This window comes from Janthinobacterium sp., assembly GCF_009923995.1.
Lineage (GTDB): Bacteria > Pseudomonadota > Gammaproteobacteria > Burkholderiales > Burkholderiaceae_D > Janthinobacterium.
In genome coordinates, this window is record NZ_RFSK01000060.1 from 1 (window position 1) to 24,679 (window position 24,679).

Genomic DNA, 24,679 nt, shown 5'->3' on the forward strand with positions numbered 1-24,679 from the left:
GCCGGCCCGCGCGGCTGCGGGGCGGCACGGGCCGGCGTGCGATGCTGCCGCGGCCGGCACAGGCCCGGGGGTGGCTGCAAGCTGGCCCGGAATTGACCGCGACTTGACCGGGAATTGACCGCACCCCGGCCGCGAACGGGCTTACAGCTGGCGCGCCTCGAAGGTGTTGCACTGGGCAATCTGGCCGCTCTCGATGCCCTTGCTGAACCAGCGCACGCGCTGCTCCGAGGTGCCGTGGGTAAACGAGTCGGGCACGACATGGCCTTGCGCCTGGCGTTGCAGGGCATCGTCGCCGATGGCCGTGGCCGCTTTCAGTGCCGCTTCCACGTCGCCCTGTTCCAGGATCTTGCGGTCCTGGTTCGCATGGAAGGCCCAGACGCCGGCAAAACAGTCGGCCTGCAATTCCAGGCGCACGGACATGGCATTGGCCTGGCGCTCGCTTGCCGTGCGGCGCGCCTGGTCGACTTTTTCGGACAGGCCCAGCAGGTTTTGCACGTGGTGGCCCACTTCATGGGCGATCACGTAGGCTTCGGCAAATTCGCCGGAGACCTTGAAGCGCTGCTGCATCAGGTTGAAGAAATCGAGGTCCAGGTAGACTTTCTGGTCGCCGGGGCAGTAGAAGGGACCGCTGGCGCTCTGGCCCGTGCCGCAGGCCGTCGGCGTGCTGCCCGAGTACAGCACCAGCTTGGGTTTCACGTAGCTGCCGCCTTCGGCCTTGAACAGGGCGCTCCACGTGTCTTCCGTATCGGCCAGCACGGTCTTCACGAAGCGGGCCATGTCGTCCGATTCGGGCGGCTGGCGCGCGGGCGACTGGCTTTGCTGGGTACTGACCTGGCCGCCACCGCCGCTGAGCAGGTTGAGCAGGGTCAGGGGATTGACGCCCAGCACATACGAGCCGACGAGGGCGATGACGATGGTGCCGATGCCGATCGAGCGCCCGCCGAAACCGAAGCCGCCGCCACCGCCGCCGCCATCTTCGCCACGGCGGTCTTCCACATTGTCGCTTTCGCGATTGCCTTCCCATTTCATGATATTTACTCCTGCTGCGATTGTGCGATTGATGGATGACGTCTCCAGATAGACCGGCACGCAATCTTCTGACGAATCTTGATATTATCGCAGCAAACTGCGCCGCGACAGGAGCGACAATGTTACCCTTTGCAACTTTCCATCCACTCCACGACAGGTACACGCATGGCGCTTGCCAACGATACACGCATTTCTCCCGCCACGGTGGTTCAGGCCCAGCTGGACGCCTATAACGCCCATGACGTGCCCGCCTTGCTGGCCATCTATGCCGATGATGCGCAGCAATTCCAGCATCCGGACACCTTGCTGGCCACGGGCAGCGCGCAGATCGGTCCCCGTTTCACGGCCCGTTTCGCCGCCAGCCGGCCGCAGGCGCAGTTGCTCAACCGCATTGCCTGCGGCAAGCTGGTGATCGACCATGAGATCGTCCATGGCGTGACGGACGATGGCGTATCGGCGCAGGAACTGGTGGCGACGTATGAGGTGGCGCAGGACCGCATCCGCCGCGCCTGGTTCAGCTTTGGCGCGCTGACGCAGCTGCGCGTGGCGCTGCCAGCCGACGTACTGGCCATGGAGGGGCTGATCGCCCGTTCCGGCGTGCAGCTCAGCGCGGGCTTCTACACGCAGCAGCAGGCGCAGTCCGTGACGCGCCACGTGTTCGGCGTCGATACGCAGCTGCTGGCCGACGGCACGTATTTCGTCATCGAACGCGATGGCGCCATGCTGGCTTGCGGCGGCTGGAGCCGGCGTGCCACCCTGTATGGCGCCGACCGCGCCAAGAGCGGGCCGGACCCGCTGCTCGACCCGGCCAGCCAGGCGGGGCGCATCCGCGCCTTCTTCGTCGAGCCGGCTGCCGCGCGCCAGGGCCTGGGCAGCATGCTGATGCGCCATTGCGAACGCCAGGCGCAAGCGGCCGGCTTCACGGTCCTGGAACTGGCCGCCACCTTGCCCGGCGTGCCGCTGTACCTGGCCAGCGGCTTTGCCGTCACGGAAGAATTTCAGCTGGACTTGCCCGATGACATCAAACTGCCGCTGGCGCGCATGCGCAAGCGGCTGTAAGGCGGGGCCGCCTTACCAGGGCAGCGGCGCCCGTTCACCGTTGGCGTGTTCGCCGTAGTACAGCGACGGCAAAAAGCGCGACAGGTAGGTAAATTCGCTGTAGCAGTGGCGCAGCAGGTTCAGGCCCAGCACGTCGGGCACGTCGCGCACGGGATCGAGGCTGTTGCGGCCCAGCAGGAAGCGGCTGCGCAGCACGCAGCCCGTGGGCGTGTCGCGCGTCAGGTGCAGCATTTCGCCATCGAGCGGGTCGCCCTGCGGGTCTAGCTGCACGTGGTCGCCGAAGCCGATGCGCGCGCAGATGGCGGCCGACAGGGCGCCGCTGTCCTGCGCGTGGCGCAGCTGCGCCGCATCAAACACGTCTTTCGGATCGTGGAACTTCAGCTTGGCTTTCACGGGTGGAATGTCGCCCAGCGATTCCACCGCCTCGATCGACGCGCCGTAGTAACTCTCTCCCTTCTTCCAGGCACTGTTCCAGCCGTGGTGCGCCACGTGGTCGTGCGGATGCCACCACTTGATGTGCTGCGTCGTCTCGAAAAACGTAAACCACCAGTCCAGCATGCGCCCGCTGCAGCCGTGCAGTTCCGTGCGCGCCGCCACGAGCAGGCAGCCGTCTTCCAGGCGCGTGATGCCCGTTTCCAGGTGCAGGGGAAACGGGTCCAGCAGGTTGCCCGTGCCGGTGATGCTCCATGGCAATTCAATACGCGTGTTGTTCCTCATGTCGTTCTCCTTTGTTGGGGTGAAGCGATTATATATTAAAGAAACGTACGTCGTTTCCAAAATATGTTTCAGTGTAAAATCGTCCATCGATCAAGGCTGGAGCGGACATGCAGGAAGAAGAGAGCAAGGCTTTGCGCGGACGGGGCCGTCCCGCCCGCCCGCCGGAGGAGGCGCGCGAGGCGGCCGTGCAGGCGGCCACCTGGCTGCTGCTGCACGAAGGGTATGCGGCCACGACCATGGAAGCCGTGGCGCGCCATGCGGGCATGGCGAAGAAGTCGCTGTACCAGTTCGCCGCCAACCGCGAGGAGCTCGTCGCCCTCGTGGTGCGCGGCTGGACGGACGCCTTCCTGCCCGCCATGGCGCACGACGCGGCCGCGCCCGGCGACGTCCTGCCCTTGCTGAAGGAGATCTTGCAGGCGATGGCGGCGCGCGTGCTGACGGCGGATGCCGTGGGCCTGTTCCGCCTGCTGTGCACGGACTTTCCCGCCCGGGCGGATTTGCTGGCGCTCTATCAGCGCAACGGCATCGAGCGGGGCACGGCCCTGCTGGCCGAGTGGCTGCAGCGTCAGGCCGCGCGCGGCCACATGACGGCCGAGAATGCGCCGGAGCTGGCCGGCCTGCTGCTGGCCATGGTCATCGCCGAACCGCTGCGGCAGATGGCGCTGGGCTTGCTGGCACCCGTGCCCGCGTGGGATGCCGCGCCGCGCATCGATGCGGCGCTGCGCCTGCTGGGCGGGTCGGCAGTCAAGATGGCTGGTGCTTCAGCGCTTCGCGGCGGGTGAGGGGAGAGAGCCGCTGGCGGTGCGCGTCGGCAAACGCCGTCACGGCCTCGGGCGCGTGGCGCGCATAGTCGCGCAAGGCCCAGCCGATGGCCTTGCGGATGAAAAACTCGTCTTCATGGGCCAGCGCCAGAGCCGCGCCGAACAGCCAGGCGGCATCCGTGTCGGCGCGCCAGCCCAGCTGGTGCAGCAGCGCGATGCGGCGCAGCCAGAAGTCGTCGTGGCGCAAGGCCGCGTCCATGTGCGCATGGCCATCGCCGCCGCGCCGCCGTTCCGCCCGCAGCACGTCGCCGACGATGCCGGCCATGCCGTCGACGCTGTCCCACCACGCGCGCTGGCGCGCCAGTGCCAGCAGGGCGGGAACGTGCCCGATGGTCAACTGGCGCCAGTGCAGGGCCAGCATGTCGAGCGCCACATGCTGGTATTCGCGTTCCGGCCGTTGCCACAGCCGCTGGGCATGTTGCAGCAAGGCGTCGGCACCGATGTCCTGCAGGCCCGCCAGCAGGGCCTTGGCGGCCAGCCGCCGCTGCGGCGCCGCCACGCCCAGGAACACGAACTGGCCGCGCATATAGGCTTGCATGGGTGCCGCACGGCCAGGGTCGGCGGCCGCTTCCAGCACGGTCTTCACTGCTGCGTGAAATTCCATCGATTGGTCCATCGCATCCCGTTAAGTTTCAGGCGTAAAAAAAGCGCCCCGAAGAGCGCTCTTGTCCAGCCATCCAAACGGCTGATAGAAGCGTAGCGAGCGGCTGCGCTTTGTGGCCGGGACGCGCAACCGTACGAAAGTACAGGGCCGCCGAGGCGGTGAGCATCGCGGGCCGCAAAGCGCGACGCGCCGTAGCTTATATCCGGCGTTTTTACTGGATTTTGGCTTTCTTCATCAGTTCATCGCGGTAGGCGGCCAGTTTCTTCTGCTGCAGCGACTCGGCGACCTGGCCCTTGACTTCTTCCAGTGCCGGCAGTTTCGTCGGACGGGTTTCTTCCAGCTTGATCACGTGGTAGCCGAACTGGGTTTGCACGGGGGTTTGCGTGACCTGGCCTGGTTTCAGGGCGACCATGGCGTCGGAGAATGGCTTCACGTACGATGCCGGGCTAGCCCAGTCCAGGTCGCCGCCATTGGCAGCGGAACCGTCTTTCGATACTTTCGCCAGTTCTTCGAACTTGGCGCCGCCTTTCAGCTTGGCGATGATGTCTTTCGCTTCCGCTTCGGTGGCCACCAGGATGTGGCGAGCATGGTATTCCTTGTCGCCGGCCTGTGCCTTGAACTTGTCGTACTCGGCCTTGATTTCCGCGTCCTTGACGGGGTTTTTCTTCACGTAGTCGGCCAGCAGGGCGTTGATGATGATGCTTTGACGGGCATTGTCGATCTGCGACTTGACTTCCGGACGCGTGCCGTAGCCTTGCTTGTCGGCTTCCTGGATCAGCACTTCGCGGCCGATCAGGTCTTTCTTGATGGCTTCGCGCAGTTGCGGCGTATCCGCTTGTTTACCCTGGGCGACGACTTGCTTGACGACCTGGTCGACGCGCGACGACGGGATGGCCTTGCCATTCACGGTGGCGACGTTTTGTGCGAAAGCAGGGATCGCCACAACGGCTACCAAGGCTAAGATCAGGCGGGCTGGCTTCAAAATCATGTTCATTCCTAATAGATATACAAAAAGAGTGCGTCTGCCGGGCAGTGCGCATTCAGGCGCAGAATACACGACCGGCGCCGAAAAGGGCGCCGGGGAGGTCAGTTCTTACTGAACTTTCGCTTTTTTGATCATTTCTTCCTGATACGCTTGCAATTTCTTTTGCTGCAGCGCTTCGGCGATCTGTGGCTTGACTTCTTCCAGGGTCGGCAACTTGGCCGCGCGGGTGTCGTCCAGCTTGATCACGTGGAAACCGTTAGGCGTTTGCACGGGGGTTTCCGTGACCTGGCCTTTTTGCAGCTTCACGAAGGCGTCCGAGAACACTTTCGGGAAGGACGATGGGGCTGCCCAGTCCAGGTCGCCGCCATTGTCGGCCGAGCCGGCATCTTTCGATTGCTTGGCCAGGTCTTCGAACTTGGCGCCGCCTTTCAGCTTGGCGATGATGTCTTTCGCTTCGGCTTCGGTAGCGACCAGGATGTGGCGTACGTGGTATTCCTTGTCGCCCGTCTGTGCCACGAACTTGTCGTATTCGGCCTTGATTTCAGCGTCGGTGACAGGGTTCTTTTTCAGGTAGTCGCCGACCAGGGCGTTGATGACGATGGCCTGACGTGCGTTCTCGATCTGCTGCTTGACGGCTGCATCTTTACCGAAACCTTTGTTTTCCGCTTCCTGCATCAGCACTTCACGGCCGATCAAGTCCTTCTTGATCATTTCGCGCAGTTGCGGCGAATCCGGTTGCTGGCCTTGGGCGACGACTTGCTTGACGACTGCATCAACGCGCGACGATGGGATAGGCTTGCCATTGACGACGGCAACATTTTGCGCAAAAACAGGTACCGCAACAACGGCGAGTAGTGCGATCAGCAAGCGGGCTGGCTTAAAAGTCATTATTAAATCCTGTTAGGGAAAGTTTCGTAAAAAACGCATGGAAAGAAAACGCGTACATCGCGCCTGCCGCACCAGGCACACCCGGGAGGCCCGGGTACGCCAAAAACGCCATCCTTATGCTACCTCGGACGGCGCCAATGCAACAATCGCCAATGCATGTATCTCATTATGCATCATATCGTGCACGGAATCATACACCAGTCGATGGCGCATGACGAGCCTGAGGCCTTCAAATTGGCTAGAAATAATGCGCAGATTGTAGTGGCCTCCGCCCGAGGCGGCGCCCGCGTGGCCCCGGTGGCGTGCCGAGTCGTCTTCCAGCACGCATTCCAGAGGGGAAAGTGCCGTTTCCAGGCGGGTACGAATGCGCTCCATGCGCGTTGCCGGCGACGTATTCCCGGTGGCGGTATTGTCGGTATGCATCATGCGTCTTCCTTGATATGTTTGGCCAGGAACAGGGTTTGCGCCACGATGAAGGCAAAGAAGATGCCCGTCGCGCCAAATGCCTTGAAGCTGACCCAGGCCGCCATGTCGCCCTTGTACAGCACGAAGGCCACGAACAGGTTCAGCGCGCCGATGGCGCCGAAGAAGATGATCCACGCGGCCAGCAGCTGGTTCCACACGGCATCGGGCAATTGCACCTGCGCTTCCATGGTCTTGCGGATCAGGTTTTTCTTGAAGCCCACGTGGGCGATCAGGAGGGCCAGGCCGGACAGCCAGTAGATCAGGGTGGGCTTCCATTTCAGGAAGAAATCGTCATGCAGGTAGATGCTGGCGCCGCCGAACACGACAAAGATGAACAGGGACAGCCACAGCATGCCGTCCACCTTGCGCCCGCGCAACAGCAAATAGCTGACCTGGCAAGCCGTGGCGACGATGCCCACGAGGGTGGCGAGTATCCACGGCGCCTGGTCGGCCTTGATCAGGCCGCCGGACACGAAGCCGGACAAATATTGCTGCACGAAGTCGTGCGTGGCTGCTTCATACATGCCGCCCAGCTTGAAGGCCGCGAAGAAGGCGATCAGGGGGAAGAGGTCGAATAGAAATTTCATGGCGAGACTTTACACGGATCTTGTTAAATTCATCTTAGGAATGGCTTAGGAGCAAGGCGCTCCCCGGCCATCCTGGGTCTCAGGGCTGCGGATCGAAGCGCAGCGACGCCGAATTGATGCAATAGCGCAATCCGGTGGGCGGCGGGCCGTCCGGGAAAACGTGGCCCAAATGGGCGTCGCAGACGGCGCAGACGATTTCCGTGCGCACCATGCCATGGCTGCGGTCGACGATTTCCGTGACATTCGCCGGGTCGAGCGCCTGGAAGTAGCTGGGCCAGCCGCAGCCCGAGTCGAACTTCGCGTCGGACGCGAACAATGGCGTGTTGCAGCAGACGCAGGTGTAGATGCCGTGTTCATGGTGGTCCCAGAACTTGCCCGTGAAGGCCCGTTCCGTGGCCGCATGGCGCGTCACTTCATATTGCATGGAATCGAGCATGGCGCGCCATTCGGCGTCCGTTTTCTTGACTTTATTCGTGGTCATAATGACTCCTTAGGATGAGCAGCTGACTTCAAGGTGGCTGGCCCAGTCGGGCGGCAGGGCCGCATAGTGCTGGTGTTCGGGCTGTTCGTCAAATGGCTTTTGCAGTATGTCCAGCAATTTCGCCACTTCCGTGTAGTCCTGCTGCTGGGCTTTCTCGATGGCCACTTGCGCCAGGTAGTTGCGCAGCACGTATTTCGGGTTGACCCCGTTCATGGCCGCTTGCCGCTCGGCATCGATACTGTCTTCCTGCCGCAGGCGCGCGCGGTAGGCGGCGGCCCACGCATCGAAGGCGGGGCGGTCGATGAACATGTCGCGCAGCACCGTATCGCCTGCCGGAGCGGCCACCTGCAGGGTCGACAGGGTGCGGAAGAAGTTGGTGAAATCCACGTGATTGGCTTGCATCAGCGCAAACATGCTGTCGAACAGGGCCGTGTCGTCGTCCCGGCTCGTCTGCAGGCCCAGCTTGGCGCGCAGCAAGGCGTTCATCTTCGCGGCAAACGCGGGCTGGTAGCTGTCCAGCGCCGCCTGCGCCTGTTCCACTTCGCCGATCAGCGGCAGCAGGGCCTGGCCCAGCGCGTAGCAGTTCCAGTGGCCCACCTGCGGCTGGTTGGCGTAGGAATAGCGGCCCTGCTGGTCCGTGTGGTTGCAGATATGCTCCGCGTCGAACGCTTCCATGAAGCCGAAGGGGCCGTAATCGAGGGTCAGGCCGAGGATGGACATATTGTCCGTATTCATCACGCCATGCATGAAGCCGACGGCTTGCCACTGAGCCATCAGCTCGGCCGTGCGCACGCACACCTCGGCCAGCAAGGCCTGGTAGGGATTTGCTGCGGCGCGCAAATGCGCATAGAAACCGTCGATGACGTAGTCGGCGAGGATTTTCAGCTCGTCCGGCTTCTTGCGGTAAAACCAGTGTTCGAAGGAACCGAAGCGTACGAAGCTGGGCGCCATGCGCGTGACGACGGCCGCCGTTTCCACCGTTTCGCGCATGATGCCTTGCTGCGAGCCCATGATGGACAGCGCACGCGAGGTGGGAATGCCCAGGGCCGCCATGGCTTCCGAGCACAGGAATTCGCGGATGGACGAGCGCAGCACGGCGCGTCCGTCGCCCATGCGCGAATACGGCGTGGCGCCGGCGCCTTTCAGCTGCAGCTCCATCGGGCCATCGTCAGTGGCGATATCGCCCAGCAGGATGGCGCGGCCATCGCCCAGCTGTCCGGCCCAGACGCCGAACTGGTGGCCCGAATACACGGCCGACAGGGGCTGCGAGCGCGCGGCCACCGTATTGCCGCTCAGCAGCTCAACGTAATCCGGCTCGGCCAGGCGCGCCGCATCGAGGCCCACGAGGCGCGCTGCCGGCGCGCTGGCGGCGACAAAATAGGGCGCGGGCAGGGGCGTGGGCATCAGGCGCGTATAGAACGCGGGCGGCAAGGCCGCAAAGGCGTTATCCAGTGGTAAGGTATGAGCGGTGATGGCGATTCCATTCAATAAGAGGTGCTGGCAGGAAAGGGAAGACAAGCGCCAGCCAAAATGCGATTTTACCGCACGGCGCCAGGGCGCGTGGCGGGCGCCTTCGGGCCCGCCGTGGCAGGCGCGGAGGGGATGCAAAACGGAATGGAAAATTCCATGCTGCACCGCAATATCGAAATGCGTTGACGATTTCCGCACGACCGTACGAAACTAGGAAAAACCTGTCCATTCCAACAATAACCGAGCATTTATTTCCAGGAGACACGATGGCATTTCCCTTGAGTCCAGTGATGGGGCAGATGATGAACCAGCCCCTGCTGATTTCCACCATTATCGAGTTTGCGGCGCGTCATTACGGGGGCAGCGAAATTATTTCGCGGCGGGTGGAGGGCGACATGCACCGCTACACCTACCGCGACTGCCACCAGCGCGCGCGGCGCCTGGCCAATGCCTTGCACGGCCTCGGCGTGGGCATGGGCGACAGGGTCGCCACGCTGGCCTGGAACGGCTACCGCCACCTGGAAGCATACTATGCCGTGTCCGGCTCGGGCGCCGTGCTGCACACCATCAACCCGCGCCTGTTCCCCGACCAGATCGCCTACATCTCGAACCATGCGGAAGACCAGGTCCTGTTGTTCGACCTGACCTTCCTGCCCGTGGTGGAGAAGATTGCCGCCGACTGCACCTTCGTCCGCCACTTCGTGCTGATGTGCGACCGCGACCGCATGCCCGCCAGCAGCAGCATCCCCGACCTGCTGTGCTATGAAGACTTGATCGCCACGCATTCGGACGACTACAGCTGGCCCGTGTTCGATGAAAACGCGGCCGCCACCCTGTGCTACACCTCGGGCACGACGGGCAACCCCAAGGGCGCCCTGTATTCGCACCGTTCCACCGTGCTGCACGCGTATGCGTCCGCCATGCCCAGCGCCCTGAACGTGCGCGCTTCCGACACGGTGCTGCCCGTCGTGCCCATGTTCCACGTGAATGCCTGGGGCTTGCCGTATTCCGTGCCCCTGTCCGGCGCGCGCATGGTGTTTCCCGGCGCGGCGCTGGACGGCAAGTCGCTGTACGAGCTGTTCGAGGCGGAAAAAGTGACCTTCTCGGCCGGCGTGCCCACCGTGTGGCTGGGCCTGCTGAACCATGCCTTGCAGAATAATTTGAAGTTTTCCACCTTCCGCCGCACGGTGATCGGCGGCGCCGCCTGTCCGCCGGCCATGATGGATACCCTGATCGACCAGTTCGGCGTGGAAGTCATCCATGCCTGGGGCATGACGGAAATGTCGCCGCTGGGCACGACGGGCGGCCTGCAGACGCGGCACCTGGACTTGCCGCAGGAGGCGCAGCGCAAGATCCTGCAGAAGCAGGGCCATGCCATCTATGGCGTGGACATGAAGATCGTCGACGACGAGGGCAAGGAATTGCCGTGGGATGGCGTCAGCTACGGCCATCTGCTGGTAAAAGGGCCGTGGATCATTTCCTCGTATTACAAGAACGAGGGCGGCGACGTGCTGCAGGATGGCTGGTTCCCCACGGGCGACGTGGCCACCATCGATGCGGACGGCTACATGCAGATCACGGACCGCAGCAAGGACGTGATCAAGTCGGGCGGCGAGTGGATCGGCACCATCGACCTGGAAAACCTGGCCATGGCCCATCCGGCCGTGCTGCAGGCGGCCTGCATCGGCGTATTCCACCCGAAATGGGATGAGCGTCCCGTGCTCGTCGTGGTGCTGCGTCCCGGCATGACGGTCACGCGCGACGCCTTGCTGCAGTTTTTTGAAGGCAAGATCGCCAAGTGGTGGACGCCGGACGACGTGCTGTTCATCGACGCCCTGCCCATGGGCGCGACGGGCAAGATCCAGAAGAACAAGCTGCGCGAGCAGTTCAAGGGGCACCGGCTGCCGGGCATGTGATGCCGCAGCGCGCCGGCTTGACCTGAAGCAAGGGCCGGGGCGGCCCATCAGCTAACCCCGCAGCAAGGGCTGGGGTCGGACCCTCAGGGTCCGACCCCGGTATTTTTATGCCCTCGGGTTTGCCATAAGAAATGCTAGGCCGCCTGCGGCAGCGCCGACCCCAGCTTTTCCAGCAGATGATCGCACTGGAAGACGGACAGGGTCTGGCGCTTGTCGTCCGTGCCGATGTCGATCATTTCATCCATTTCGCTGCGCAGGTCGTCGTGTTCGCCCGTGCGGATGAGTTGCGGCGCCGCAAAGCGCTGGCTGTCGGAAATGGTCATGATGTTGTCGACATGGTCGACGAGGAAGCCATAGCGCTCGTCGCCCCGTTCCACGATCAAAATCTTGCCCGCGCTGCTGTCCGCCAGCGGCGCCATGGCGTACAGCTGGCGCAAATCGATGATGCTGATCATCTGCTGGCGCAGGTTGAGCATGCCGCGCATGCAGGCCGGCATGCCGGGCGGCGTCGTGATGGCGCCGCCGAAGTCGATGATTTCGCGCACCTGGCCGATTTCCACGGCGAACTGGGTTTCCACCGTGAACGTGATGTAGACGCGGCGCTGCGCCTTGCGCGTGGCGGCCGTGGCCGTGTCCGTGTCACTGGGGTAGAGGCGCGCGTGGCCGTCGCGCATCTCGACGATTTCCGCCTGCGACAGGATTTCCTTGTGATCGAGGAAAATGATGTCGCCCAGGCCTTCTTTCGTGATGCAGCCGGCGAACATGGCGGCGCGCGCCTTGCTCAGCAGGGGAATCGGCAGCACCTCGTCGCCAAAGAAATGCACGATGCTGTCGACGGAATCGACGAGAAAGCCGATGGTCGTCTCGTCCAGGCGCACGACGATGATGCGCTGCTCCGGCGTGGCGGCCTTGCCGGGCTCTGCCGCCTGCAGCAGGGCGCCGAAATCCACGACGGCCACCTGGCTGCCGCGGAAATGCATGCGTCCCAGGCACAGTTCGCTGTTCAGGATGGAACTGTGCAGCTCCGGCACCTTGATGATTTCCTGGATGGCCAGCATTTCGAAGGCAAACGTGGCGCCGGCCGCATGGAAGCTGACGCACTGGCGCCGCTCGCTTTGCGCGTGGTAGCGGGCCGTGCTGTGCTTGGCGCCGCTGGCCTGCAGGGCCAGCACGTGGGGCACGTTCTCGATGCGCAGCAGGGTGTGCGGGTCGAGGATCTGCAGCAGGCGCGTACCGCCAGCGTGCAGGATGGTGCCGGCGATGACGGCGTGGGCGTCGCCGGCCGCATATTGCAGGGCGCTGCGCGCGCTGGCGGGCACGCGCAGGATTTCGCCCGTGTCCTGGAAGACGATGCCGATCAGCACGTGCTGGAAGTCGAGGATGGCGATCTTGTCCGTGTCCACGGCGCGGGGCGCGTCGGCGCGGAACAGCCGGCCCAGGTTGACGACGGGAATGATGCTGCCGCGCAAGGTGAACATGCCTTCCAGGTAGGCCGGCGACAGGGGCAGGGCGGTCACTTTCGCGGGATAGTTGACCACCTCGCGGATGCAGCTGGCGGGCAGGGCGAATTCATCGCCGCCCAGCAGGAAGGAGCCGAACAGTTCCGTGGCCCCGTCGCCCGCTTCCCGGGTGCGCAATCCGTCCGCTTCATGCATGTCCATAGGCGCCTTCCTTGCGTGGGATCAATACGGGGGGCGCCACCACCACGTCCGTGACGGCGTAGCTGTGGCGGGCGCAATCGATCAGCAGCTGGCGCCCGTGGCGCCCGCCCAGCGCGCAGAAACTCACGGCCAGGCCGCACTGTTCCAGGTATTTTTGCGCCGCCTCCACGTTTTGCCGGCCCACCTGCAAGCGTCCGTTGCGCGGGCCGAACATGCTGGCGCCGCCGGCCAGCACCACTTCGATGTCGCCGTAATCGGCCTGGCGCACGCCCATCAGGCGCAGCAGCGAAGGCACGGCCTGGCTGACGTAGCGCGCATTCGGCGCGCCCGGGGCGCTGCCGGCGCCGGGCGCTTCCGGCAGCAGGCAGTGAGCCAGGCCGCAGCAATGGCCTTTTTTCCACAGAAAGCCGATGCCGATGCAGGAGCCCAGCAGGGCCTGCAGCTGTTCGCCGTGGCTGCCCACGCTGAGCTGGCCCATGCCGACCAGATGCAGGGGCGGCGCCTCTGCCGGAGTGTGCGTGTGGATCATGCCAGTCCCGCCTTATAAATCATGGGAAATTCGAATTGATAGCCGGTGCCCAGGCGGGCGATGGTTTCCGATTCGCCCAGGATCAGCCGTCCCTCGTCCTTCAGGCTCAGGCGTGCCTGGCGCAGCACGGTTTCCTGGTGCTCCGCATCGAAGTAAATGAGCACGTTGCGCAGGAAGACGAGGTCGAACTGCTGGGCCGGGCGCAGCGCCTCGAGCAGGTTGTGCTGGGCAAAGCTGACGTGCTGGCGCAGTTCATCGTTGACCTTCACGCCATACGGCGAAGGCGTGAAATAGGTACGCAGCAAGTCCGGGTGCGACAGGCGGATGCGCTCGACGGAACGGCCGCTGTACTGGCCGGCCCGCGCGGCGCCCAGGATTTGCTGCGAAATGTCGCTGGCCAGGATCTGGTAGCGGAAGGCGGGCGCCTGCAGCTTGAACTGCTCGCACAGCATGGCGATCGAATACAGCTCCTCGCCGCTGGCGGCCGCCGCCGACCACACCTTCAGGCAGCCGCCCGGATGGGCGCGGGCCCAGGCGGGCAGGTAGCGGTCGCGAAAGTAATCCCAGACCTGCGGCGTGCGGAAGAACAGGGTGTCGTTGGTGGTCACGAGGTCGATGAAATGCGACACCTCGTCGCGGTCGCTGGCCACCCGGTCCAGGTAAGCCTGGTAGCTGTGCAGGGACAGCGCCTGCAGCCGGGGCTGCAAACGCCGTTCCAGCAGCACGCTCTTGCGCGGCGTCATGGCGATGCCCGTATGCTGGCGCACCAGCGCGATCAGGGTCGTCAGCACCTCGGGCGTCAGGGTCGCCGCGTGGCTCATGGCCTACACCACGAAGCCGGAGACGGTCTTGTTCAGGCTGCCCGCGCGCTCGTTCAGGCTATCCGTGGAGCGGGCGATGCTGTCGCAGTTGGCGGCCGATTTTTCCGTTTCCTCGGCGATGTACTGGATCGCCGTGGACACTTCGCGCGCCGTCAGCAGCTGTTCGTTGGCCGCCTTCGAGATATCCGAGATGGCCAGCGTGGTTTTCGCCACGCCCGAGACGATCTTGTCGAAGGCGTCGCTGGCCTGGCGCGAAATCTCGCTGCCCGTGGAGACGCGCTTGACGGATTCGTTGATCAGCTTGGAAATCTCTTTTGTTGCCTGCGAGGAACGTTCGGCCAGCTTGCGCACCTCGTCGGCGACGACGGAAAAGCCCAGGCCGTGTTCGCCCGCGCGGGCCGCTTCGATGGCCGCGTTGAAGGCCAGCATATTCGTCTGGTTGGCGATCTCGCTGATGACCTTGACGATTTCGCCGATGTCTTCCGACGAGCGGTTGATCAGGTCCATGGCCTCGATGGACTTGGCGACGGCGCGCGCGCCCGCTTCCGCCTCCTGCTGCGTGGCTTTCGCCAGGTAGTCGGCATTCGAGGTGTTTTCCGCGATGGAATTGATGGAAAAGGTCAGGCCGTCGATGGAGGCGTTCATTTCCTCCACCGTGGCGCCCAGCGCCTGCGTGCCCACGGCCACGCCCGTGGCCCGCTCGGCGATCGTGTGCGAGGCGTCGGCAAAGCCGTTCGCCGCCGCCACCACGTCGCCGATCACGCCGCGCAGGTCGATGATCATCTTGCTGATGCCGCCGGCCAGCAGGTCGATCGGCTCGTCGCCTTCGGGCACGATATTGCACGTCAAATCGCCTTGCGCCGCGCGCGCCACCGATTCGAGCAGGGCATTGACCTTGCGGCTGTCGCTGGCCGCCTTGGCCTGGATGCTGTTTTCCAGGTTCACCTGCTCGCTGATGTCGATGGCGAACTTGACCACCTTGTACGGCTTGCCGTTCAGGTCCATGATGGGGTTGTAGGTGGCCTGTATCCACACCACCTTGCCGTGGTTGCCCAGGCGCTTGTAGCGGCCCGCGTCGAATTCGCCCCGGTTCAGCTTTTGCCAGAATTTCTTGTACTCGGCGCTGCTGGCATAGTCCGGTTCGCAAAACATGCGGTGGTGCTCGCCCTTGATATCGCTTAAGTCATAGCCCATGACGGCGAGGAAATTGTCGTTCGCGTCCAGCACATTGCCCTGCATGTCGAACTCGATCACGGCCTGCGCCTTGCCGATGGCGCTCACCTTGCCCTCGTACTCGGCATTGCGTTTCTTCATGGCCGTGACGTCGCTGGCGAACTTGACCACCTTGAAGGGCCGTCCCTCCGCATCGAAGATGGGATTGTAGGTGGCGTTGAGCCAGATTTCGCGGCCATCCTTCGTCACGCGCTTGTATTCGCCCGCGTCGAACTCGCCCCTGGCCAGCTTTTGCCAGAACTGCGCGTATTCCTCGCTCTTGGCATACTCGGGTTCGCAGAACATGCGGTGGTGCTTGCCTTCGATTTCTTCCAGCGTGTAGCCGACGGACTTGAGGAAGTTGTCGTTGGCGCGGATGACGGTGCCGTCGAGGCGGAACTCGATGACGGCCTGCGCCTTGCTGATGGCGTCGATCTTGCCCTCGTAATCTGCATTGCGGCGCTTGCTGGCCGTGATGTCGGTGGCGAACTTGATGACCTTGTATGGCTTGCCGTCCGCGTCGAGGATGGGATTATAGGAAGCGTTGATCCACACTTCGCGGCCATCCTTGGCCAGGCGCTTGTATTCGCCATGGTCGAACTCGCCGCGCGCCAGCTTGGCCCAGAAGTCGCGGTATTCGGCCGTTTTCACATACTCGGGGTCGCAAAACATGGCGTGGTGCTTGCCTTGCACTTCGGCCAGTGAATAGCCGAGTACGTTCAGGAAATTGTCGTTCGCATGCAGGATGGTGCCGTCGAGCTCGAATTCGATCACGGCCTGGACACGGTTCAATGCAGTATTTATCGCTTGTAAGTCCAGATCTTGCGAAAGGCTGACATGGCTGGCTGCGTCCATAAGATTTCCTTCAGTGTGAGTCGAGGAATGGGTGGCGCTAATAAACTGATAATGACATGGCACGGCTACATAATGACAATGGCATGACGCGGCGTGATAATCGGTGAGAATCTGTGCCGGCGAAAATCTGCGTGATAAATCGCAGGCCATATCCGGCCACCGCTGCTGCCTATAATATTAAATCAATTGCAGAGTATTGATTTGAATCAATAATTTTATTATTCCCCAGCCCCTGGAGAAAAACAAGGGGCGTGAATAAATAATGCGGAAAGTGTCGTTATTGGCCCGCGCCGGGATAGATAAGCGCAATTCGCACATAATAAAACGGCGTTTTTGTTGTTGTGTTTTAATTATTTAAAACGGGTATGCAATTGATAGCTGCTGCCGCCTATTGCTGCCTTCCGCCGCGCCTGATGCCGGCCGCGGCCGGCGATGTTGTACCATGGTGGCCAATGCCGGCGCCGGGCGCGCCACGACAAAAATAATACGAGCGTTCTTTTATGCGGTATAGTGAAGCTTCATCCCTTGCAACCACCTCATACATTGAGCAAAACCAATAAGGAAGAGACATGAGCGCTGAATATCAAGTGCACGGTGCGGTCGCCGTCATTACCCTGAACAATCCGCCCGTCAACGGTCTGGGCCTGGCCACGCGCACGGCCGCCGTGGCCGGCATCCGCCAGGCGCTGGCGGACGAGGCCGTGAAAGCCATCGTCATCACGGGCGCCGGCAAGGCCTTCTCGGGCGGCGCCGACATCAAGGAATTCAATTCGCCCAAGGCGCTCACGGAACCGACCCTGCACACCCTGATCAATGTGGTGGAGCAATCCACCAAGCCCGTCGTGGCGGCCATCCACAGCGTCTGCATGGGCGGTGGCCTGGAGCTGGCGCTGGGCTGCAACTACCGCGTGGCCGCGCCGGGCGCGCAGATGGCCTTGCCCGAAGTCAAGCTCGGCATCTTGCCGGGCGCGGGCGGCACGCAGCGCCTGCCGCGCGTGCTGGGCCTGGAAATGGCCCTGAACATGATCGTCTCGGGCACGCCCGTGGCATCGGAAAAGCTGGCGGGCACGGCCCTGTTCGATGAAGTGACGGCCCCGGGCGCCGACCTGCTGGCCGCCGCCGTGGCCTTTGCGACGAAAGTGGCGGACGTGCGCCCGCTGCCGAAAGTGCGCGAGCGCAAGGTCGACTATCCGAACCACGAAGCGTTCCTGCAGTTTTCGCGCAATACGGTGAAAGCCATGTCCGGCCCGTTCCCCGCGCCCCTGAAATGCGTGGACGCCGTGGCGGCCGCCGTGACGATGAAATTCGACGACGGCCTGAAGTACGAGCGCGAACTGTTCATGCAACTGGTGCAGTCGCCGGAATCGAAGGCCCTGCGCCATGCCTTCTTTGCCGAACGGGTGGCCAGCAAGGTGCCCGACGTGCCGTCCGACACGCCCGTGCGCACCATCGCCAGCGCGGCGATCGTCGGCGCCGGCACCATGGGCGGCGGCATCGCCATGAATTTCGCCAACGCGGGCATCCCCGTGACCTTGCTGGAAACGCAGCAGGAAGCGCTGGACAAGGGCCTGGCCACCATCCGCAAGAATTACGAAAACACGGTCAAGAAGGGCAAGCTGACGCAGGAGAAGGCCGAGCAGCGCATCGCGCTCGTTTCCGGCACCCTGTCGTACGCGGCCATCGCCCAGGCGGACATCGTCATCGAAGCCGTCTTCGAGGAGCTGGGCGTGAAGGAAGCCGTCTTCAGGCAGCTCGACGCCGTCATGAAGCCGGGCGCCATCCTCGCCTCGAACACCTCCACCCTGGACCTGGACAAGATCGCCGCCTTCACTCAGCGCCCGCAGGACGTGATCGGCACGCATTTCTTCAGTCCCGCCAACGTCATGAAGCTGCTGGAAATCGTCCGCGGCAAGGCAACGGGCAAGGACGTGCTGGCCACGGCGCTGGCCCTGTCGAAAAAGCTGAAGAAGACGGGCGTCGTGTCCGGCGTGTGCGACGGCTTCATCGGCAACCGCATGATCGAGCAGTACAGCCGGCAAGCCGGTTTCCTGCTGGAAGAAGGCTGCCTGCCCGAGCAGGTCGACAAGGCGGTGGAGAAATTCGGTTTTGCCATGGGTCCGTTCCGCATGGGCGACCTGGCCGGCAACGACATCGGCTGGGCCATCCGCAAGCGTCGCTACGTGGAAAAACCGGAGGTCACGTATTCGAAGACGGCCGACCTGCTGTGCGAACTGGGGCGTTTTGGCCAGAAGACGGGCGCCGGCTGGTATGACTACAAGGCGGGCGACCGCAAGGCCTATCCATCGGAACAGGTCAATGCCATGATTGTGCAGCATAGCGCCGACATCGGCGTGGCGCGGCGCAAGATCGGCGACCAGGAAATCGTCGAACGGCTCGTGTATGCGCTCGTCAACGAGGGCGCGCGCATCCTGGAAGAGGGCATCGCCCTGCGCGCCTCGGACATCGACATGGTGTACCTGACGGGCTACGGCTTCCCCCTGTTCCGCGGCGGCCCCATGTTCCATGCGGACACGGTGGGCTTGCCGAACGTGCTCGACAGCATCAAGGGCTACGCCAAGGGCCGCCACGGCGAGGCGTGGACGCCGGCGCCCCTGCTGGTGACGCTGGCGGGCGAGGGCAAGGGTTTCAACAGCTGAGAAACCCAACGGCAGAGACCGGGGTCGGACCCTCAGGGTCCGACCCCGGATTTTGCTGCTGGGGTTAAATGCCAGCGATATTTATTACTTCTTCTTCGCCACCATCTTGACGGCCTCGTTGACGATGACGGGGTTGTCTTTCTGGATGTAGTAGCCGGCGCCCGTGATGCGCTCGATGGCTGGCGCGCCGGACAGGCGCTGCCAATCCTTTTCCTGCGCCCGCACCACGCTCTCGAACGAACCCGTTTCCTCGATGCCGAACTTGTCGCGCACGAGCAGCATGGCGGGCACGCGCAGGGGGCTGGCCATGTCCACATGCTGCAGGCATTGCGCCTGGGCATCGAATTCGGCCGATTCCGCACTGTTGAACATCAGCTTGCGCCGCGTCTTGACGAGCATGGCGTAGGTGGAGGCGTCCGTCTGCATGCGGCTCCACTGCTGCGGGTGCGTGGGGTCGAGCAGGACCAGTCCGGCCACGTCCTGCGGGTACAGCTTGGCATACACGTACTGGTACAGCCCGCCCAAGCCCTGGCCGACCAGCACGTAGGGCGGCTTCAGGCCCGCCTGCGCCAGCAGGGCGCGCTGCTGGGCGGCGATGGTGCAGGGGTCGCGCGGCGTCGTGGTCTTCTTGCTGTCGCCATAGCCGGGACGGTCATACACGAGCACGCGGTGCTGTCTGGCCACTTCCGGCACCACCTTGGCCCACACATCCTTGCCGTCGCCCATGGCCGACTGGAAGACGACGGGCAAGCCATCCTGGCCGCTCACGGTGTAGGCGATGCTGGCGTCGGGCAGGGCGGCCGTGGCGGGGATGCCTGGCGTGACGGGGGAAGAAGGCAACAGGGAGCAGCCGGAAAAACAGCTTGCCAGCAGCAAGCCGGCGCTGGAAAGGAGCAGGGTGCGCGCGGGGCGGCCGACGAATAGATGTTGCATGAATCTCCTTCTTGGATCACGGACCGGTATGGCGTGCCAGCCATTATAGGCAAATCATGTGAAAGTGAAAACGGTGAACAGAGCGCGATAGCGGCCGCATTTGGACGGCACGTGCGCGCTCAGCCCGGGTCGGCGTGGTGGCAGACGGCTTCGATGCGGTTGCCGTCGGGATCGAAGAGGAAGGCCGCGTAGTAGCTGGCGTGGTAGTGGCGCAGGCCGGGCGCGCCCAGGTCGAAGCCGCCGTGGGCCAGTCCCGCCTGCCAAAAGGCGTCCACGGCCGCGCGCGTCGGGGCCTTGAAACAGCAGTGGCGGCGCGGCGCGTCGTCCGGGGCAGGCCCGAGGCGCACGGAAAAATAGCTGCGGGCGGGATGTTCCGCATCGCTGCGCTCGCCATAGCCTATCCACGCGTTGGCATGGTCGCTGCCCACCTTGGGCACGGCCAGCGCGGCGAAGATGGCGTCGTAGAAGCGTTCCGCGCGTGCCAGGTCGGCAACGGTGAGGGAAACGTGATCGAGCATGGACACTCCACTGGATGAACGGGGACGGCCATAGCATAGCCCGGATCGGGTCGGCTGTGGGCGTTCCGGCCGTGGAGTGACCGAGTGAAGCTGTCGGCGGGCGACTCGTGGTCAATGACCCGCCGCCTGGCCTGGCCGGACCTGGCTGGGCCTGGCCGGGCCTGTCAGCGGGCGCAGGAGCAGCTTGTGGCGGCGCAGGCGGGGCAGGCGGGCGCGGGGCGCGCCAGTTTCGCGACGATGCCGCGGCTGATCAGCTGCACGCGGGGCGCGAACAGCATCACGGCGCAGAAGGCCACGGGCCAGGCGGCAAAGAAGGCGTGGCGCCAGCGCGGCAGGAAGTCCGCCTGCCAGCCGATATTGAGCCAGGTGACCCAGGCGCTCATCAGCAAGGTCATGACGAGGGACATCAGGAAGGCAAACACGCAGCGCAGGCGCAGGGCGTCGGACATGGGGCGCTTTCAAATAAGTTGGAAAGATGACAGCGTAACGACTTGCGGCAATCTATACTAGAGCCATATTTTTAATTTCAAATTCCGAAAATGCAATCATACGGGAGGACGCATGCTCGATGACCTGGCCCTGTTCGTCGCCATCGTGGAAGCGGGCAGCCTGCACGCGGCCGCCGTCAAGCAGGACTTGCCGGCCGCCACCGTCACGCGCCGCCTGCAAAGGCTGGAGGGCCAGCTGGGCTACCGGCTGCTGAACCGCAGCGCGCGCCGCCTGCAGCCGACGGCGGAGGGCTGGCAATACTACGAGCAGTGCCGTCCCCTCGTGCATGCGCTGCGCCAGGCCACGCAGCAGCTGGACGCCAGCCTGGCGGCCGTGTCCGGCACCATCCGCGTGCTGGCGCCCGTCAACTTCGCCAGCGGCTTGCTGACGCCCGCCTGGACCAGCTTCATGCAGCAGTATCCCGACATCCGCCTGGAACTGGAGCTGTCGAACCTGCTGCAAGACCTCGTGGGCAGCGGCGCGGACCTGGCCATCCGCGTGGGCGCGCTCGACGATTCTTCGCTGATGCAGCGCCGCCTGGGCAGCGCCTCCCTGGTGATGGTGGCCGCGCCCGCCTATCTGGCGCGCGCCGGCGTTCCGCGCGACCTGCAGGAACTGGAGCGGCATGAGCTGATCGTGGCCGAGCCCCTGCGCAGCTGGCGCCTGCGCCGGCCCGGCGACGGCGCCGAGATGGTGATCGTGCCGCAGGCGCGCCTGCGCGTCAACGAGATGCGCCTGGCCGTGGAAATGGCGGATGCGGGCATCGGCATCCTGCTGTGTCCGCTGTTGCAGTGCCGCGAGGAAGTGGCGCGTGGCAGCCTGGTGCGCGTCTTGCCCGACTGGATGCCGCAGCCGCGCCACGTGTATGCCGTGTGGACGCAGCGGCGCTACCTGCCGGCCCGCGTGCGCGTGCTGCTCGAGCACCTGGCGGCGTTTGCGGCGGACAATCCCCTGTTGAGCGAGGAACTGGACGTTTGATTCGCCTGCTGCTGCGCCAGCCACTGCGCGAACCGGCGCAGCGCCGGCGCAAAGCCGCTGGCCGGCACGGCGCCGGGCCTGGCCTGGGCAAGAAAATAGGCGGCCTGCGCCTGCATGGCGGGATGGCGGCGCAGCAGCAGCGTCACATGCTCGTCCAGGTCGGCGGGCCAGCCCGCCTCGCCATCGTGGCGCAGGATATTGGTGGAACGGATCAGCTTGCGCGACGCTTCCCTTTGCAGGCGGACGATGGCGCCAGGCGCGCGCTCCTCATCGAGGCGCCGCGCATAGTCTTCCAGCACGGGGACGAAGTCGCCGTTCACGGCCAGGGCGATGGCGCGCGACGGCGCGAAAGGCGCAAAGTAGGGGGCCAGGTCCTCGCCCCATATGCAGCGGCACTGGTGCTTGATCCAGTAACCCCAGCTGTACAGGTTTTCCGGCGCGAGTACCTGGGCGCGATGGCCGATATCGAAATCGATCTTGACCACCTCCCGGTGGCGCGCCTGCAAGGTCAGGCGCAAGGCGTCCAGTGTTGCCAGTTGCTGCGGCGTGGCTGGCTGGCGCAGCACCAGGGTCAGGTCCAGGTCGGACACGCCCGGCGTGGCGTCGCCGCGGGCGATGCTGCCGTACAGGTAAATGCCGTTCAGCAAGTTGCCGGCATGCGTGGACAGGCTCGCGCACGCGTCTTGCAGCAAGGCATCGAAGATGGCTTGCAGGGGGCCGTGCGGTGCGGCGGGCAGGGTGGCGGGAGCGGTCGCGGGCATGCCTGGCATGAATCCGGTGGGAGAAACGTGCACCATAGCATGCGCCAGCAGGGCGTGCACGGTCATCCTTTCCATTTCATCCTTTCCATTAAGTAATACCGAGCGCTTGTACTTTGCGCCGGGATCGCGTTAAGATAAAGCCACCCGCTTATCAAGCTGGCAATCTGGTGTTTTTTCGCGCAATCCCGTCCTTACACATGAGAGTAGCAATGAAATATCTGATCGTTCCCTTTTTGTTGGCCATTACCGGCTGTGAAGTGCTGTATGACGCGAACCGGGACAAGATCGGCGAATACTGCAACAGCCTCAATAATTTCGACGACCGCAATGCCTGCCGCAAGCGCAACCAGACCAGCTACCAGGAATACGTGCAGCAGCGCGACAAGCTGAAAAAAGGCGCCAGCGACAAATAAGGCGCCGCCGCAAGGGCCGCATCAAAGACAAACGCCGCTGACAGGTCAGCGGCGTTTTGTTTTGCGGACCCCGGCGCGGCGGCCGGGGATGGCGCCGCATCAATCGTCGGCGTAGATATTGTTATCCTTCGTTTCCTTCACGAACAGGGTGCCGATGACCACCGTGGCCAGGGCCACGACGATCGGATACCACAGGCCGTAATAGATGTCGCCCTTGAAGGCCACCAGCGCGAAGGCCGTGGTCGGCAGCAGGCCGCCGAACCAGCCGTTACCGATATGGTAGGGCAGGGACATCGAGGTGTAGCGTATGCGCGTCGGGAACATTTCCACCAGCATGGCGGCGATCGGGCCGTACACCATGGTCACGTACAGCACCAGGATGAACAGCAGCAGCACGACCATCGGCTTGTTGATCTGCTCGGGATCGGCTTTCGCAGGGTAGCCCGCTTCCTTGATGCCGGCGCCCAGTTCCTTCTTCAGTGCCGCTTCGTGGGCCTTGCTGTCGGCGTCGAAGTTCAGGCCGTCCGGCGTCATGACGGCGTTAAACGAGCTAAATTCCTTCGCGCCGATGCGCACCTTGGCGATGCTGCCGGCCGGCGCGTCTTCCTTCGTGTAGTTGACGGAGCTGTTCGACAGGAAGCCGGTGGCGATGTCGCACGACGATGGGAACTTCTTGGTACCCGTCATGTTGAACTGGAAGTGGCAGGAGGCGGGATCGGCCACCACCACCACAGGCGAATTCTTCAGTGCCGCTTCCAGCTGCGGATTGGCGAAGTGGGTCAGGCCGTTGAAGATGGGGAAGTAGGTGGCTGCGGCGATCAGGCAGCCGCCGAGGATGATGTACTTGCGGCCGATGCGGTCGGACAGGCTGCCGAAGAACAGGAAGAACGGCGTGGCCAGCAGCAGGGCGATGGCGACGAGCACGTTGGCCGTGGCCAGGTCCACCTTCAGGGTCTGGATCATGAAGAACAGGGCATAGAACTGGCCCGTGTACCAGACGACGGCCTGGCCGGCCGTCAGGCCGATCAGGGCCAGGATGACGATCTTCAGGTTTTTCCACTTGCCGAACGCTTCCGTCAGCGGCGCCTTCGAGGTCTTGCCTTCCGCCTTCATCTTGGCAAACGCGGGCGATTCATTCATGGCCAGGCGGATCCAGACGGAAATACCCAGCAGGATGACGGAGACGAGGAAAGGCACGCGCCAGCCCCAGGCTTCGAATTCCTTCTCGCCCGTGGCCAGGCGGGTGCCCAGGATGACCATCAGCGACAGGAAGAAGCCCAGCGTTGCCGTCGTCTGTATCCACGCCGTGAACGCGCCGCGCTTGCCTTCGGGCGCATGTTCGGCCACATACGTGGCTGCGCCGCCGTATTCGCCGCCCAGCGCCAGGCCCTGCAGGATGCGCAGGATGACGAGGATGATGGGGGCGGCGATGCCGATGGAGGCATGGCCCGGCAGCAAGCCGACGATGAAGGTGGAGCCGCCCATGATCAGGATGGTGATCAGGAAGGTGTACTTGCGCCCGATCATGTCGCCCAGGCGGCCGAAGACGAGCGCGCCGAAGGGACGCACGATGAAGCCGGCGGCAAAGGCCAGCAGGGCGAAAATGAAGGTGGTGGTGGGGTCGCCGATGAAGAACTGCTTGGCGATGATGGATGCGAGCGAACCGTACAGGTAAAAATCGTACCATTCGAACACGGTGCCCAAGGATGACGCAAAGATGACCTTGCGTTCCTCGGGCGTGATCGGCGTTCCCTTGGTGGATACTTTCCGTACGTCGGCCGGGCCGGATGATGATGCCATGGTTTGTCTCCCTATGTTTTATAGTGAACT

The 24,679-nt window shown here is 63.7% G+C and carries 24 protein-coding genes; 6 read left to right on the forward strand and 18 right to left on the reverse strand.

What is annotated here, in order from left to right:
• Positions 1-141: 141 nt before the first annotated feature.
• A complete protein-coding gene (locus tag EBS11_RS22865) occupies positions 142-1,029 on the reverse strand; it encodes a neutral zinc metallopeptidase (RefSeq protein ID WP_290606743.1) in 888 nt (295 codons plus the stop codon).
• A 165-nt stretch (positions 1,030-1,194) separates the two neighbouring features.
• Between EBS11_RS22865 and EBS11_RS22870 the strand changes: the two genes are divergently transcribed.
• A complete protein-coding gene (locus EBS11_RS22870; protein WP_290606744.1) occupies positions 1,195-2,088 on the forward strand; it encodes a GNAT family N-acetyltransferase in 894 nt (297 codons plus the stop codon).
• Between the two features lie 12 nt (positions 2,089-2,100).
• Here EBS11_RS22870 and EBS11_RS22875 read toward each other — a convergent pair whose 3' ends face one another.
• Entirely contained in the window at positions 2,101-2,805 is a 705-nt protein-coding gene (locus EBS11_RS22875; protein WP_290606746.1) for a hydrolase, read from the reverse strand.
• Between the two features lie 107 nt (positions 2,806-2,912).
• Between EBS11_RS22875 and EBS11_RS22880 the strand changes: the two genes are divergently transcribed.
• Positions 2,913-3,587, forward strand: a complete 675-nt coding sequence (locus EBS11_RS22880; protein WP_290606748.1) for a TetR/AcrR family transcriptional regulator — start codon at positions 2,913-2,915, stop codon at positions 3,585-3,587.
• Here the strand turns inward: EBS11_RS22880 and EBS11_RS22885 are convergent.
• The 7 genes from EBS11_RS22885 to EBS11_RS22915 all read right to left on the reverse strand — a co-directional run bounded on the left by EBS11_RS22885 (position 3,550) and on the right by EBS11_RS22915 (position 9,088).
• Positions 3,550-4,230, reverse strand: coding sequence for a DNA alkylation repair protein (locus EBS11_RS22885; protein WP_290606750.1), 681 nt, complete (start codon positions 4,228-4,230; stop codon positions 3,550-3,552). The genes EBS11_RS22880 and EBS11_RS22885 overlap by 38 nt on opposite strands.
• Before the next feature lie 211 nt (positions 4,231-4,441).
• Complete coding sequence (locus EBS11_RS22890) at positions 4,442-5,218, reverse strand: peptidylprolyl isomerase (RefSeq protein ID WP_290606752.1); 777 nt, start codon at positions 5,216-5,218, stop codon at positions 4,442-4,444.
• A gap of 105 nt (positions 5,219-5,323) precedes the next feature.
• Positions 5,324-6,103 carry a peptidyl-prolyl cis-trans isomerase gene (locus tag EBS11_RS22895; RefSeq protein ID WP_290606754.1) on the reverse strand — a complete coding sequence of 260 codons (780 nt, stop codon included), beginning with the start codon at positions 6,101-6,103 and terminating at the stop codon, positions 5,324-5,326.
• Between the two features lie 114 nt (positions 6,104-6,217).
• The gene (locus EBS11_RS22900; protein ID WP_290606756.1) at positions 6,218-6,529 is read right to left on the reverse strand and encodes a BolA family protein; all 312 of its coding nucleotides are present in this window, start codon (positions 6,527-6,529) and stop codon (positions 6,218-6,220) included.
• A complete protein-coding gene (locus EBS11_RS22905; protein ID WP_046682773.1) occupies positions 6,526-7,155 on the reverse strand; it encodes a septation protein A in 630 nt (209 codons plus the stop codon). Before EBS11_RS22905 ends, EBS11_RS22900 begins: the two co-directional genes overlap by 4 nt.
• Before the next feature lie 79 nt (positions 7,156-7,234).
• Positions 7,235-7,636 carry a peptide-methionine (R)-S-oxide reductase MsrB gene (gene msrB / locus EBS11_RS22910; protein WP_290606761.1) on the reverse strand — a complete coding sequence of 134 codons (402 nt, stop codon included), beginning with the start codon at positions 7,634-7,636 and terminating at the stop codon, positions 7,235-7,237.
• A 9-nt stretch (positions 7,637-7,645) separates the two neighbouring features.
• Entirely contained in the window at positions 7,646-9,088 is a 1,443-nt protein-coding gene (locus tag EBS11_RS22915; RefSeq protein WP_290606808.1) for a protein adenylyltransferase SelO, read from the reverse strand.
• Positions 9,089-9,372: 284 nt separating this feature from the next.
• Here EBS11_RS22915 and EBS11_RS22920 point away from each other — a divergent pair, with 284 nt between their 5' ends.
• Positions 9,373-11,022: a 3-(methylthio)propionyl-CoA ligase gene (locus EBS11_RS22920; protein ID WP_290606763.1), complete on the forward strand. Its 1,650-nt coding sequence runs from the start codon at positions 9,373-9,375 to the stop codon at positions 11,020-11,022.
• A 134-nt stretch (positions 11,023-11,156) separates the two neighbouring features.
• On the opposite strand, the gene EBS11_RS22925 is transcribed toward EBS11_RS22920, so the two are convergent.
• The 4 genes from EBS11_RS22925 to EBS11_RS22940 are packed head-to-tail and all read right to left on the reverse strand — an operon-like array spanning position 11,157 to position 16,037.
• Entirely contained in the window at positions 11,157-12,683 is a 1,527-nt protein-coding gene (locus tag EBS11_RS22925; RefSeq protein ID WP_290606765.1) for a chemotaxis protein CheW, read from the reverse strand.
• On the reverse strand, positions 12,670-13,212 hold the full coding sequence (locus EBS11_RS22930) for a chemotaxis protein CheD (protein WP_290606767.1): 543 nt from the start codon (positions 13,210-13,212) through the stop codon (positions 12,670-12,672). Before EBS11_RS22930 ends, EBS11_RS22925 begins: the two co-directional genes overlap by 14 nt.
• The gene (locus tag EBS11_RS22935; RefSeq protein WP_290606768.1) at positions 13,209-14,033 is read right to left on the reverse strand and encodes a protein-glutamate O-methyltransferase CheR; all 825 of its coding nucleotides are present in this window, start codon (positions 14,031-14,033) and stop codon (positions 13,209-13,211) included. The genes EBS11_RS22930 and EBS11_RS22935 overlap by 4 nt, the downstream gene beginning before the upstream one ends.
• A 3-nt stretch (positions 14,034-14,036) precedes the next feature.
• Positions 14,037-16,037 carry a PAS domain-containing methyl-accepting chemotaxis protein gene (locus EBS11_RS22940; RefSeq protein WP_365956018.1) on the reverse strand — a complete coding sequence of 667 codons (2,001 nt, stop codon included), beginning with the start codon at positions 16,035-16,037 and terminating at the stop codon, positions 14,037-14,039.
• A gap of 632 nt (positions 16,038-16,669) precedes the next feature.
• On the opposite strand from EBS11_RS22940, the gene EBS11_RS22945 reads away from it, so the two are divergent.
• Positions 16,670-18,757, forward strand: a complete 2,088-nt coding sequence (locus tag EBS11_RS22945) for a 3-hydroxyacyl-CoA dehydrogenase NAD-binding domain-containing protein (RefSeq protein ID WP_290606772.1) — start codon at positions 16,670-16,672, stop codon at positions 18,755-18,757.
• Positions 18,758-18,841: 84 nt separating this feature from the next.
• Here the strand turns inward: EBS11_RS22945 and EBS11_RS22950 are convergent, their stop codons facing one another.
• The 3 genes from EBS11_RS22950 to EBS11_RS22960 all read right to left on the reverse strand — a co-directional run bounded on the left by EBS11_RS22950 (position 18,842) and on the right by EBS11_RS22960 (position 20,657).
• Positions 18,842-19,690 (reverse strand): alpha/beta hydrolase, encoded by an 849-nt coding sequence (locus EBS11_RS22950; protein WP_290606774.1) that lies wholly within the window; start codon positions 19,688-19,690, stop codon positions 18,842-18,844.
• Between the two features lie 119 nt (positions 19,691-19,809).
• Positions 19,810-20,208, reverse strand: a complete 399-nt coding sequence (locus tag EBS11_RS22955; protein ID WP_290606776.1) for a VOC family protein — start codon at positions 20,206-20,208, stop codon at positions 19,810-19,812.
• Between the two features lie 164 nt (positions 20,209-20,372).
• Positions 20,373-20,657, reverse strand: a complete 285-nt coding sequence (locus tag EBS11_RS22960) for a DUF2798 domain-containing protein (protein WP_290606778.1) — start codon at positions 20,655-20,657, stop codon at positions 20,373-20,375.
• 112 nt (positions 20,658-20,769) lie between these two features.
• On the opposite strand from EBS11_RS22960, the gene EBS11_RS22965 reads away from it, so the two are divergent.
• Entirely contained in the window at positions 20,770-21,675 is a 906-nt protein-coding gene (locus tag EBS11_RS22965; RefSeq protein WP_290606780.1) for a LysR family transcriptional regulator, read from the forward strand.
• Here EBS11_RS22965 and EBS11_RS22970 read toward each other — a convergent pair.
• On the reverse strand, positions 21,585-22,511 hold the full coding sequence (locus EBS11_RS22970) for a nucleotidyltransferase domain-containing protein (RefSeq protein WP_290606782.1): 927 nt from the start codon (positions 22,509-22,511) through the stop codon (positions 21,585-21,587). The genes EBS11_RS22965 and EBS11_RS22970 overlap by 91 nt on opposite strands.
• 134 nt (positions 22,512-22,645) lie before the next feature.
• Here EBS11_RS22970 and EBS11_RS22975 point away from each other — a divergent pair, with 134 nt between their 5' ends.
• On the forward strand, positions 22,646-22,849 hold the full coding sequence (locus EBS11_RS22975; RefSeq protein WP_290606784.1) for a hypothetical protein: 204 nt from the start codon (positions 22,646-22,648) through the stop codon (positions 22,847-22,849).
• Between the two features lie 99 nt (positions 22,850-22,948).
• On the opposite strand, the gene EBS11_RS22980 is transcribed toward EBS11_RS22975, so the two are convergent.
• Complete coding sequence (locus EBS11_RS22980) at positions 22,949-24,649, reverse strand: MFS transporter (protein ID WP_290606786.1); 1,701 nt, start codon at positions 24,647-24,649, stop codon at positions 22,949-22,951.
• Positions 24,650-24,679 lie beyond the last annotated feature (30 nt).